Below are 12,098 nucleotides of genomic sequence, written 5' to 3' on the forward strand. Positions count from 1 at the left end.
CCTGCCGGCCGACAGGCCGACCGGCCGGGGTGACCATCGGAAGAATCGCTCGTTCTGCTGAACGTGAGCACCAAGGATCTCGTTCCCTCGCCCGTGGGCCCCGTCGACGTCGAGCAGGCCGAGGCCGCGCTCGTCGAGCGCTATCCGCGCCTCGTCCGCATCGCCTACCTCGTGCTGCCGCCGTCGCTGGGCCGCAACCGCCGGGTGCTGACCGCGCACGCGCTCGTCCAGCGCGCGCTGCCCCGCCGCCGGGTCCCGGGTCCGGCCGTGCCGGAGCCCCGGCTGTCCGAGGACGCGGTCGATCCCGGTTACGCCTATGTACGGGGCGAGGTGCTGCGGCAGGCGCTCATCGCGGGGCTGCCGTTGCGGCGCCTCGCGCTGCCGCGCCGGGCACAGTTCCCGCCGCTGCTGCCGCACGTGTGGGGACTGCGGCTGTTCCCCCGGGTCGGCGGCGCGGACGAACTCGCCCTGGACCAGCGACTGTCCCGCCTCTCCGGCCCGGGTCGCGCGGCCTACGTCCTGCGCGGCCTGGAACGCCAGGGCGACGCGGAGGTCCTGCGGGTGCTCGCGGCGGCGGGGGTGGAGGACCCGACGTCGGCACTGGCGGAGGCGGACGCGCTGGACGCACCGGACGCCCTGGAGGACGGGCCGACCGGGGTTCTCGCCCCGGAGGCCCGGCCCGGCGGACCGGACGGCCCTCGCCCCCCTGCCGGGTACGGGAGCGACCCCGCAGCGCGCGGCGGGGCCGGGCTTACGGGCCGGGTCGGCGAGCAGGGCGGGCCGGGCCGGGGCGGTTCCGGGGCCGGGCCGGGGACCGGGGGCCCGACCGGCGCCGATCGCCTCGGCGGTCCCGGCGCGGCGGGCCGGGACGACGCCGGCGGCAGCACCGGCTCCGCAGACCGGAACGGCACCGGCGGTACGGGCCCGTACGGCCGCTCCGACCGAGTCGGCGAAGCCGACGCCACAGACGGCGAGTTCGGGCTTCCAGGCGGAGCAGGCGGTGCCCGTGCCGCCCGCCCCGAGCCCGGCTCCGGCACTCGGCCCCCCTTCGCCCCCGGTCGACGCCGCAGTGGCGTCGCCCTGCTCGAGTCCGATGAGTTCGATCCCTGTGCGCTGCAGGCGCGGCCCACCGATCTTCTGCGGCGGCGGCAGCACGGGCGGGCCGCGCTTGTCGCCGTCGCCGCGCTTCTCGTGTGCGGGGCGCTGCTCGGGCTGCCCGGGGACGGGTGGGGCAGAAACGGTGCTGCTGCGCCCTCCTACGCACGTAACCCCGCCGCCGAGGCCGCCCTCGATCCCGGCGGCCTCAAGCGGGTCTCTCCGGCCGACTGGCCCGGTTCCACCCGGCAGGACTTCTCCGTGTGGCCCGCGCGCGGTGGGCTCGTCGGGGACCGCGCGCTGCTGCGGCGGGCGCTCGCCGTGTGGGCGCGGCCCGGTGCGTCCGTGCATTCCTCCGCCACGCCCGGGACGCCGGTGGGTCCGCCCATGGGACCGCCCCAGCTGCTCTTCGCCGGTGTGGTCGACGGGGCCCGGGTGGTGCTCCTGCACGACGGGCTGCGGGCCGTGCGGTACGCGGAGCCGATCGAGGGTACGGCCGGTGCCGCGCTCGACTTCGCGCGGACCGACGGGGCCGACACCGTCGGTTCGGCGGCACTCGTCGTGTCCCGCACGGCGGGCAACGTCCGTTATCTGACGGCCCCTTGGGTGAAGGAGACCGCCGTACGGGATCTCCTCGCGCCCGGCAGGGATCCGAGGCCGCTGCCGCGCGACGCCGGCGGGGTGACCGAGCCGATGACCAGCCCGGCCCTCGCGAAGACCTGCACCCGCTGGAACACCCTTCAGGTGCGGGACGGTTCCGGGCTGCGGCTCCTCGCCGATCTCGGCGAGCTCGCCCCCGCCCGGCTCCTCTGGGGCCCGCCCGCCGCTCCCGCCGACGTGACGGGCTCCGCGGCACGGGAGGCGTGGGCGCGGACCGCGTGCCAGCTGACGGCGGTACGGGCGCACGGCGTCCGGTCCGTGAACGCCTGGCAGTTCGCCCGGCAGCCCCTGCCCGAGGGCGCGGGGCGCGGCACCTGGCTGTGCACCCGCGCGGAGACCTGGCGCGGCACCGGCAGCCGGGTCCTCGCCCAGTTCCTGGCCCCGTCGCCCACCGTGCCCGCCGCGCTCGTGGCCCGCTCCGAGGGGTCGCCCGCCTGCGGCGTACGCGATCCCCGGGTCCTGGCCGGTGTGCTCTGGCAGGCCCCCGGCGGCGGCTGGTACGTCCTGGCGGCCGGCAGTCCGGACTTCACCGCCCTGGAGACCTCCGGTGGGGTGGAGGGGCGTTCCGACGGACCTGTTCTGGCGGTGAAGGCGGCGGCCGGGGCGCGCGCCGACCTCGACGGCATCCTGCGGGACGGGACCCGGGTGGGCGCCCTGAGGTGACCTGAGATGGCCTGAGGGGACTGAGATGCCTGAGGTGGTCCGGGGTGATGCGAGGGCGCCCTGAGGCGGCTCCGGGCGTCAGGTCCCGTACCGGCCAGAAAGACCGTGCACACACCTGTTGCCACCGCCCTACCCCTCAGTACATTGACGTCATGTCTAATACGCAGCCTGCACCGGTGGCGTCGGAGCACGTCGAGCTCAAGGCCCGAAAGGTCTCCTTCGACTGGGAGGAGACCCCGCTCCACTGGGTACCCGGCGATCCCTTCACCACGCACACCATCAACGTGCTGCACCTGCTGCTCCCGGCCGGCGAACGCTGGTTCGTGCACGTCTACAAGCAGGCGCTGCCGTACATCACCGACGACCGGCTGCGCGCGGACGTCATCGGCTTCATCGGCCAGGAGGCCATCCACTCCCAGGCCCACGACGACGTCCTCCCCCACCTCAGGGAGCAGGGCCTCGACCCCACCCCGTACACCGCGCAGGTCGACTGGTTCTTCGAGAAGCTGCTCGGGGACCGGACCCTGCCGCCGGGCCGGCCGCGCCGCTGGTGGCTGATGGAACGGGTCGCGATGATCGCCGCGATCGAGCACTACACCGCCTTCCTCGGCAACTGGGTCCTCAACGCCGACGAGCTCGACCGGGTCGGCGCCGACCCCACCATGCTCGACCTGCTGCGCTGGCACGGCGCAGAGGAGGTCGAGCACCGCTCGGTCGCCTTCGAGCTCTTCATGCACCTCGACGGCGGCTACCGGCGCCGCGCCCGCACCTGGGCGCTCGCCTTCTCCGCGCTCGTCTTCCTCTGGCAGCGGGGCGTCCGCTTCTTCATGGAGAACGACCCCAGCCTCCTCGACGGCAAGGCCTCGTTCGGCCAGTTCGTCCGCAAGGGCCGGCAGGGCGTGCTGCCCTCCACCCCGGACATGCTGCGCTCGATACCCCGCTACCTCAGCCGCGCCTACCACCCCTCCCAGGAGGGTGACACCGCGCAGGCGATGGCCTACCTGGCCTCCTCCCCCGGCGCCAACGGAGGCCGCTGATGCCCCGGTTCACCACCGTCGCGCTCGTCGCCGGGGCCGCGCTGCTCGTCCGCCGCGCCGTCCGCAGCCGCATGACCACCGCCCCGCTGTGGCCGATGCCCGCCCTCGACGAGCCCGTGTCCGGATACGGCCGGGGCAGCACCGTCCCCCGCAAGGTCGTCGTCACCGGACGCGCCACGCCCGCCGAGGGCGTCGTCGAACTGCGCCTGGAGGGCAACGGTCTGCCGTCCTGGCAGCCCGGCGCCCATGTCGACCTCGTCCTGCCCACCGGACTCGTACGGCAGTACTCGCTCTGCGGCGACCCGGCGGACCCCACCGCGTACACCGTGGCAACCCGGCTGATCGAGGCCGAGCAGGGCGGCCGGGGCGGCTCGCGCGAGGTCCACGAGCAGCTCCACGCGGGCGTGGAGATCGAGATCCGGGGCCCGCGCAACCGCTTCCCGCTCGTCGACTCCCCCGCGTACGTCTTCGTCGCCGGCGGCATCGGCATCACCCCGGTCCTGCCGATGCTGCGCGCCGCCGAGGCGGCCGGTGCGGACTGGCGGCTGGTGTACTGCGGCCGCAGCCGCGCCACCATGCCGTACCTGGAGGAGATCGAGGCGCTGGGCCGCGGCGGCGACCGCGTGACCGTCGCCGCCGAGGACGAGTCCGGCTACCCCGACCTGGGCTTCCTCGCCCACGTACCGGCCGAGACCCCTGTCTACTGCTGCGGCCCCGACGGACTCATGGACGCCGTGACGGCGGCGATGCCGGAGGGCCGGACCCCGCGCCTCGAACGCTTCTCGGCCGCCGCGACGACCGGCGGCACCGCCTTCGAGGTCGAACTGCGCCGCTCCGGACGCACGGTGAAGGTGGCGGCCGACCAGTCGGTCCTCGCGGCCGTCCGCGAGGAGGTCCCGGGCCTCATGTACTCCTGCCGACAGGGCTTCTGCGGGACCTGCCAACAGCGGGTCCTGGAGGGCGAGATCGACCACCGGGACGAGCTGCTCACCGACGCCGAGCGGAACGACACGATGCTGATCTGCGTCTCGCGCTGCGCGGGAAAGCGGCTCGTCCTCGATCTCTAGGGGTCAGGTCAGGGCAGGACCAGCCAGTCGAGGGCGAGCGCGCTGACGAGGCCACCCACCAGGAGCCAGGTGCCGAGCCGCGTACGGCCGTTGCGGGACAGCTCGATCACGATCCCGCAGAGGATCATCGCGAGCCCGTACACGCCGACGACCAGGACGGACGTCCGGCTCGCGAGGCGGATCACCAGGACGACGGCCATCGCCACGAGAAGCACGGAGGCGGCGGCGACACGCAGCCGCCGCGCCTGCTTGGGCGTGAGCCCGGCGGTCCGGACCTCGTCGGCCTCGTCGGCCTCGTCGTCCCCCTCAGCCTCGTCGGCCTCGTGGTCCCCCGCCACCTCGTCGAGTTCGTCGGCCTCGGAGGTCTCGGAGGTCTCGTCGGCAGCCTTCTCGGCGACCTTCACAGCGACCCTCACAGCGGCCTTCTCGGCGACCTTCTCAGCGGTCTCCGCAGGGGTCTTGTCGGCCGCGACGGCCTCGGGGGCCTCCGGGGCCTTGGTGGCCGGGGTGTCCCGGTCGGAAGCGCTCATGGAGCAGCAGCGTAACGGACCCCGTTAGGCTGTTCGTATGACGACCGGGGTACGCCGCAGGATGGGCGTCGAGGAGCGCAAGCAGCAGTTGATCGGGGTGGCTCTCGAACTGTTCAGCCACCGCTCTCCCGACGAGGTGTCCATCGACGAGATCGCCGCGGCCGCGGGGATCTCGCGGCCGCTGGTCTACCACTACTTCCCCGGCAAGCAGAGCCTCTACGAGGCGGCCCTCCGGCGTGCGGCCGACGAGCTGGCGGCCCGGTTCGTGGAGCCGCCGCAGGGGCCGCTCGGGGCGCGGCTGTTGCGGGTGATGGGCCGGTTCTTCGACTTCGTCGACGACCACGGGCCGGGTTTCGCGGCGCTGATGCGGGGCGGGCCCGCGGTGGGTTCCTCCACGACGAACGCGATGATCGACGAGGTGCGGCACGCCGCGTACGTGCAGATCCTCTCCCATCTCGGGGTCGAGAAGCCGTCCGCCCGCCTGGAGTTGGTCGTGCGTTCCTGGGTGTCGCTCGCCGAGTCGACGGCGCTGATCTGGCTGGACGGGCGCCGGGTCCCGCGTGCCGAGCTGGAGTTGCAGCTCGTGCACGACTTCGCGGCCCTCGCGGCCGTGAGTGCCGCGTACGACGCGGACATGGCGGCGATCCTGGTCGGCATCCTCGCGGACGAGCCGGCCGACGGCCCCTTCGGGGAGCTGGTGGCCCGGCTCGCGGCGCTGGTGCCGGTGGCCGGAGCGGCGCCCGTCGTCCCCGATCAGCGCTTGCGGTAGGACGATTCGAGGTCGCGGATCTCGACGGAGAGGCGGACGCCCTCCGTCGACGTGAGGTACTTCGGCAGCAGGTCGAGGACGGCCTTCGAGAGGCGCGCCTTGAGGTCGTCCGTGCGGCCGAACAGCAGGGCGATCTCGACGTGCACGATGACGTCCTCGCCGGAGCCGTCCCCGACGACCGTCTCCCCGACCTCGCGGAACCGGGTCTTGCAGGCGTCGAGCGTCGTGTCGACCGTCTCCACGACGAGCGGGTGGAGGGCGAGCGCGAAGCCGCGCCGGTCGAGGGGCGCGGAGTGGTCGACGGTGATCTGCGGCATGAGGGCACTCCCGGCCAGAGGGATACGGCTGTCGGATGTCTGGCCACACCTTTACGGTGTACGCCATGACGGCACAAGTGACCTTCCGGCAGGCGGACGACCGCGATCTGGACCTTCTGGTGGGAATGTACGACGGCGCTGCCCGGTGGATGCTGCGGAACGGCATCGACCAGTGGAAGCCCGGCGGGAAGAGCGCGGGGCATTTCCGGGAGCGCCTCGCCGGCGGTGAGGTGTGGCTGGCCTCCCACGGCGACCGGGCGGTCGGGGCGTACGAGCTGTGGTGGGAGGACGAGCAGGCCTGGGGCCCGCAGCCGCCGGTCGCCGGGTACGTGCACCGGCTGATGGCCGTCCGGGAGACGGCTCCGGCCGGCACCGGGCGGGCGTTGCTCGCGCACGCGGAGGGCCGGATCGCGGCCGGCGGTCGGGCCGTCGCCCGGCTGGACTGTCTGTCGAACAACCCGCGGCTCCGTACGTACTACGAGGCCGCGGGCTACCGTGCCGTCGGCGAGGAGCCGGGAAAGCTCGCCGCCGACGGCACGCGTTACGGGGTGACCCTGATGGAGCGGGCGATCACCGAGTCGTGACGGTCAGCTCGCCCTGAACACCGCCACCGTCCGCGCCGGGACCGAGAAGGTGCCCGAGCCCGGCTCGTAGGACGCCGACTTCACGACCCTGTCCGAGCCCGCCGCCTGCACAGGGTGCAGGGCGTACGACGTACCGGCCAGGCCGGAGACCCGCTGAGTCTGCTGCCGGGTGCTGGCGTTGAAGACCACCACCAGGTCGCCCAGGCGCATCGTGATCACGCCCGGGGTCTCCTCGCTGCCCGAGAGCGGGAAGGACAGGGCGTCCTGCACCTGCCCCGCGGTGGCGAGGGAGAACGCCGGCTCGGTGGTGCGGATCTTCTGCAGGTCGCGGTACGCGGCGGAGGCGCCGTCGATCTGCTCGCAGCCGGCCGTCAGGGTCGGATTCACCAGGAGCGGCTTTCCGTAGCCCCACTTGGCCTTGTTGTCGGCGGCCGGCGGGAGACCCCGCCCAAAACCGTTGCCGTCGCCGCAGTTCCAGTGGATCGCGTTGAACCAGTCGCCGCTGTCGTACGAGTTGCGGTCGAGGGACTTGGAGCGCAGCAGGTCCGAGCCGGCCTGGGAGAGCGCCGGGCCCTGCGAGAGGGTCGCGGTCGCCATGGCGAGGACCTGCATGCGGGCCCGGTCGGCGGCCGGCGTGCCCGCCGGGAGCTTGAAGGCGAGCGCGTCGTACAGGGCCTCGTTGTCGTGGGCGTCCGCGTAGGAGAGAGCGTCCCCGGGGGCGGCGGCGTATCCGGCGGGGGCACCGTTGTAGTCGACCTGGCTGCCCTTGACCGTACGCCCGGAGGTGTCGGTGAAGGAGTAGTCGGCGAGGTTGCCGGTCAGGCCGACCTTGATCAGGTCCTGGTAGTGGAGGAGCCGTGCCTTCTGCTGTTCCGGGGTGCCGTTGGCGGTGGACGCGTTGGGGTCGGTGAAGAGGCCGGAGGCGAAGCCCTGGACGCCCGGGTCCTCGTCGAAGGGTCCGCCGCCGCGCACGGCGTCGCGGGCCCGGTCGGAGAAGGTCGCGATGCCCGTACCGGCCATGTTCTTCTGGGTGGCCTGGACGAAGCGGGCGTCGTCGGCGATCTCGCCGAAGTTCCAGCCCTCGCCGTAGAGGATGATCGCCTTGCCGTCGACGCCGTCGCGCGCGACGGTCAGCTCGTCCAGGGCCTTCCGCACGGCCAGGATGTTGGCCTTCGGGTGGTGGCCCATGAGGTCGAAGCGGAAGCCGTCGACCTTGTAGTCCTTGGCCCAGGTGACGATCGAGTCGACGACGAGCTTGCCCATCATCGCGTTCTCGGGCGCGGTGTTGGCGCAGCAGGTGGAGTTGGCGACGGTGCCGTCGGCCTGGAGGCGCTGGTAGTAGCCGGGCACGATCCGGTCGAGGACGGACTTGTCGGCTTGTCCGGCGGCGACGGTGTGGTTGTAGACGACGTCCATGACCGTGCGCAGGCCGTTGCCGTTGAGGGCCTTGACCATCTGCCGGAACTCGACGGTGCGCCGGGTGCCTTCGGGGTCGGTGGCGTAGGAGCCCTCGGGGACGGTGTAGTGCAGCGGGTCGTAGCCCCAGTTGTACGCGTCCTTGGCCGCGGCGGCGGTCACGCAGGCCTGCTGCTCCTCGGAGTCGGGGGCGTGGACCTTCAGGTCACAGGCGGGCTCCGCCTGGTCGGACTTCTTCTCGGGGATGGTGCCGATGTCGAAGGCCGGGAGGAGGTGGACGTAGGAGGTGCCGGAGGCGGCCAGGTCCTTCAGGTGCTTCACGCCGGCGCTGCCGGAGTCGGTGAAGGCGAGGTAGGTGCCCCGGTGGTCGGCCTCGGCCGTCGGGTCCGCGACGGAGAAGTCGCGGATGTGGAGTTCCTGGATCTGGGCGTCGCGCAGCGGCACGGCGGCGGGCTTCTTCAGGCCGCGCCAGCCGGACGGGGCGAGCTTCGGGTCGGTGAGGTCGACGGCGAGGCTGCGGGCGGAGTCGGTGGTGAGGGCGGTGGAGTAGGGGTCGGTGACCTTGTTGACCACGATCTTCTGGACGGTCGGCGCCCAGACCTTCACCACGTACCGGTACGGCTTGCCCGTCCAGGACTTCGGGCCGGTGACGGACCAGACGCCGGAGGCGTCGTCGCGCCGCATGGGCACGGTCCGGCCGTCGAGTTCGAGGGCCACGGACCGGGCGGTGGGGGCCCACAGGGAGAGAGTGGTGCGGCCGCCCGTGAAGACCGGGCCGAGGGCCGCCTTCGTCGCCTTCGCCGCGTACAGGTCGTCGAGAATGCCCGCCGTCTGGACGCCGGTGGCGGCGAGCAGGGCGCCGTTGGCCGCGCGCTGGGTCGCGATGAGCTGGCCGCGCAGGGAGTCGCGGACGCGGTCGGCGTCGCGGGGGTCGACGGTGAAGGCCGGGTACTCCTTGAGGTGCGGGTACTTCGCCTTCTGGGCGTCGGTGAGCGTGGTCTGGTTGAGCCGGAGCCACCGGCCCTCGGTGTTGAGGGCGCCGTCGGTGACGGTGATCCCGCCGTCCTCGGCGTACACGAGCTGCTGGCTGGTGGCCTCGGTGGCCTTGACCTTCCAGACGACGGTGTCGCGGTCGATCCACTGGGCCTCGGCCTTGCCGAGGTCGAGGTTCGGGGCGCCGCCGACGGTCGGGAGCAGGTACTTCTGCTGTCCGGAGAGCATCCAGGCCTCGTGGCCGAGGCTCGCGAGGTCGAGGGACTGGTCGGTGGGCAGGTCCTTCTCGTCGCCCTTGTGGAGGATGTACGAGAGGGAGCTCGCGCCCTCGGTGAGCGGGACCTCGTAGACGGCGCCGTAGGCGTCGGCCCGGGTCGGCATCAGGGGCTTGGACCAGTCGGTGGGCTGGGCGGCGCCGGTCCAGGTGTGGAGGCCCCAGCCGTCGTAGTCGCCGTCGGCGCGCTGGTAGTGGAGGACGGCCTTGGTCTTGTCCTGCGGCGGGCCGGCGGGGGCGGTGTCGGACTGGCCGTCCTGGCCCTGGGTGATCCAGACCTCGCCGGTGCGGCCGAGGTCGACGCTGCGCTGCGGGCCGTCGGCGGTGCCGTTCTTCTCGACGGTGTACGTGACGGTGGACGCGCCTTCGGGGACCTTGACCCAGGCGAAGGCGCCGTGGGCGTCGCGACCGGTGAACGCGGCTTCCTGGCCCGCGCCCTTCAGGGTCCAGCCGTCGTAGTTCCCGTCCTCGCGCTGGTAGTGCACGACGGCGTACGTCCGCTCGACGGCGACCGGCTTCTCGGGCGCGGGGGCCTGGCCCGCGGTACTGGCGGCGGTGGCGCTCGCGGTGCGGCCGGTGCTGTCGACGACGACGGCCTTGTAGCGCAGGGCCGTGCCGGCGGGGGCGGTCACGTGCTGGGTGACCTTGTAGGGGGCGTGATCGGCGGTGCCGAGGGTCTGCCAGCGGCCGTTGCCGGTCTGGGCGGCGAAGACGACCCGGTTGAGGCCGCCGCCGCTGACGTCGGCGGTGAGCTCGACGGTGCCGGTGGCTCCGGCGGCGGGGGCCTTGAGGCTGACGGACGGCTTCACGGCGGGGGCCGGGAGGGGCTTGTCGGCCTTGAGGACCAGGGAGGAGAGCGCGGGGACGGTGACGGTGACCTTGCCGTTCGCGGCGGCCACGGCACCCTGGCTTCCGTACAGGGCACGGAAGTTCGCCGAGTCGACGGGCACGGTCACCGTCTTGTCGGTGGTGGCGCTGTTGGTGGCGACGAGGTACTCGGTCCGCGTCTTGCTGTCCGTACGGGAGGAGGCGTAGACGGAGCCCTCGGCGTACCGTTCCTGCTGGACGCCGTCGCGGAGGGCCGGGTTGTCGCGGGTCAGCTTCGACAGGGCGGCGACGGACTTGTACACCGGGTGCGTGGGGTCGTACGCGTCGGTGGCGTGGGTGCGGTCGGTGCCGAGCTGGTCGTCGTCGAGGTAGTCGGCGGTCCTGGAGGCGAAGAGGGTCTGGCGGGCGTCCTTGTCGCCGCCGGGGCCGGTGAAGCCCTGCTCGTCGCCGTAGTAGATCACCGGGTTGCCGCGGGAGAGGAACATCAGCTCGTTGGCGAGGGTGGCCCGGCGGACGAGTTCGGTGTCGGAGGCGTTCGGGTTGTCCTGCTTGAGGAAGGTCCCGATGCGGCCCATGTCGTGGTTGCCGAGGAAGGTCACCTGCTCGTAGGCGTTGGCCTTGTCGGTGGTGTACCGGTAGTCCTCGGCGAAGACCTTGGCGAGGCGGTCGGCTCCGGCGCCCTGGGAGGCGAAGGCGCGGGCGGCGTCCTGGAAGGGGAAGTCGAGGGTGGCGTCGAGCCGGCCCCGGGTGACGTACGGGGAGGTGACGGTGGTGTCGGCGGAGTAGACCTCGCCGAACATGAAGAAGTCCTCGCGGCCCTGCTTCTTGGCGTAGGCGTCGAGGGCGGTGGCCCACTGGGTCCAGAAGTCCAGGTCGACGTGCTTGACGGTGTCGATGCGGAAGCCGTCGATCTTGAAGTCGCGGACCCACTTCTCGTAGATCTTCTTCATGCCGTCGACGACCTCGGGGCGCTCGGTCCACAGGTCGTCGAGGCCGACGAAGTCGCCGTACTCGGCGGACTCGCCGGCCCAGGTGGAGTCGCCCCGGTTGTGGTACATCGTCGGGTCGTTGAGCCAGGCCGGGACCTTGGCGTCCGCCTTCTCGGCGGAGGCGACTGGGGTGTACGGGAAGGAGCCGGCGTCGACCTTGCCGAGGGCGTCGCGGTCGTCGAAGGGCCGGCCGTCCTTGTCGAGGTACGGGTAGGCACCCTTGGGGCGGTAGCCGTACTTCTGCTCGGCGTAGTCGACGGTGTCGGCGGTGTGGTTGGTGATGACGTCGAAGAAGACCTTCATGCCCTTGCGGTGGGCGGCGGCGATCAGCTTCTCCAGGTCCGCGTTGGTCCCGAAGTGCGGGTCGACCTGGGTGAAGTCGGTGATCCAGTAGCCGTGGTACCCGGCGGAGGCGTCCTTCCCCTCCCCCTGCACGGGCCGGTTCTTGAAGATCGGCGCCATCCAGATGGCGGTGGTGCCGAGGCCCTTGATGTAGTCGAGCCGATCCGTGAGGCCCTTGAGGTCTCCGCCCTGGTAGAAGCCCTTGTCGGTGGGGTCGAAGCCGGTCTGCGTACGGCTGCCGGTGAGTCCGCCCCGGTCGTTGGAGGTGTCGCCGTTGGCGAAGCGGTCGGGCAGGACGAAGTAGAACTGCTCGCGGGTGAGGTCCTGGCGGGCGGGCTCGGCCGCGAGCGCCCGGTCGGAGGGCGGGGCGGGGGGCCGGGGCGCGGCGGACGCGGGGACGGCCGGCACGAGGGCGGCGCACAGGGCGGCGGCCAGTGCGACCGCCGTTCTCTTGCGTGTCACGGGGGTGCTCCCTGGAGGAGGGACGGGGGTACGGGTGGGAGGACCGCCCCGGTGGAGGGGCGGCCCTGGAGA

The 12,098-nt window shown here is 72.7% G+C and carries 8 protein-coding genes; 5 read left to right on the top strand and 3 right to left on the bottom strand.

Annotated features, from left to right (window positions below):
• Nucleotides 1-63: 63 nt before the first annotated feature.
• The 3 genes from OG462_RS14250 (at nt 64) to OG462_RS14260 (ending at nt 4,522) form a co-directional block, all read left to right on the top strand.
• Nucleotides 64-2,418 (top strand): hypothetical protein, encoded by a 2,355-nt coding sequence (locus OG462_RS14250; protein WP_406057801.1) that lies wholly within the window; start codon nt 64-66, stop codon nt 2,416-2,418.
• Nucleotides 2,419-2,570: 152 nt separating this feature from the next.
• A complete protein-coding gene (locus tag OG462_RS14255) occupies nt 2,571-3,455 on the top strand; it encodes a metal-dependent hydrolase (protein ID WP_406057802.1) in 885 nt (294 codons plus the stop codon).
• A complete protein-coding gene (locus OG462_RS14260) occupies nt 3,455-4,522 on the top strand; it encodes a PDR/VanB family oxidoreductase (protein ID WP_406057803.1) in 1,068 nt (355 codons plus the stop codon). The genes OG462_RS14255 and OG462_RS14260 overlap by 1 nt, the downstream gene beginning before the upstream one ends.
• 8 nt (nt 4,523-4,530) lie before the next feature.
• On the opposite strand, the gene OG462_RS14265 is transcribed toward OG462_RS14260, so the two are convergent.
• A complete protein-coding gene (locus OG462_RS14265; RefSeq protein ID WP_406057804.1) occupies nt 4,531-5,052 on the bottom strand; it encodes a hypothetical protein in 522 nt (173 codons plus the stop codon).
• Between the two features lie 37 nt (nt 5,053-5,089).
• On the opposite strand from OG462_RS14265, the gene OG462_RS14270 reads away from it, so the two are divergent.
• Entirely contained in the window at nt 5,090-5,821 is a 732-nt protein-coding gene (locus OG462_RS14270) for a TetR/AcrR family transcriptional regulator (protein WP_406057805.1), read from the top strand.
• On the opposite strand, the gene OG462_RS14275 is transcribed toward OG462_RS14270, so the two are convergent.
• On the bottom strand, nt 5,806-6,138 hold the full coding sequence (locus OG462_RS14275) for a 5-carboxymethyl-2-hydroxymuconate Delta-isomerase (RefSeq protein WP_406057806.1): 333 nt from the start codon (nt 6,136-6,138) through the stop codon (nt 5,806-5,808). The two genes, OG462_RS14270 and OG462_RS14275, sit on opposite strands and share 16 nt — an antisense overlap.
• 65 nt (nt 6,139-6,203) lie before the next feature.
• Here OG462_RS14275 and OG462_RS14280 point away from each other — a divergent pair, with 65 nt between their 5' ends.
• A complete protein-coding gene (locus OG462_RS14280; RefSeq protein ID WP_406057807.1) occupies nt 6,204-6,722 on the top strand; it encodes a GNAT family N-acetyltransferase in 519 nt (172 codons plus the stop codon).
• A 3-nt stretch (nt 6,723-6,725) separates the two neighbouring features.
• Here OG462_RS14280 and pulA read toward each other — a convergent pair whose 3' ends face one another.
• Nucleotides 6,726-12,026, bottom strand: coding sequence for a pullulanase-type alpha-1,6-glucosidase (gene pulA / locus OG462_RS14285; protein WP_406057808.1), 5,301 nt, complete (start codon nt 12,024-12,026; stop codon nt 6,726-6,728).
• Nucleotides 12,027-12,098: the final 72 nt, after the last annotated feature.

Source organism: Streptomyces sp. NBC_01077, assembly GCF_045162855.1.
Classification (GTDB): Bacteria; Actinomycetota; Actinomycetes; order Streptomycetales; family Streptomycetaceae; genus Streptomyces.

Coding starts and splice junctions, on each gene's coding strand:
- OG462_RS14255 (WP_406057802.1), top strand. CDS start 2,571: ATGTCTAATACGCAGCCTGCACCGGTGGCGTCGGAGCACGTCGAGCTC.
- OG462_RS14260 (WP_406057803.1), top strand. CDS start 3,455: ATGCCCCGGTTCACCACCGTCGCGCTCGTCGCCGGGGCCGCGCTGCTC.
- OG462_RS14265 (WP_406057804.1), bottom strand. CDS start 5,052: ATGAGCGCTTCCGACCGGGACACCCCGGCCACCAAGGCCCCGGAGGCC.
- OG462_RS14270 (WP_406057805.1), top strand. CDS start 5,090: ATGACGACCGGGGTACGCCGCAGGATGGGCGTCGAGGAGCGCAAGCAG.
- OG462_RS14275 (WP_406057806.1), bottom strand. CDS start 6,138: ATGCCGCAGATCACCGTCGACCACTCCGCGCCCCTCGACCGGCGCGGC.
- OG462_RS14280 (WP_406057807.1), top strand. CDS start 6,204: ATGACGGCACAAGTGACCTTCCGGCAGGCGGACGACCGCGATCTGGAC.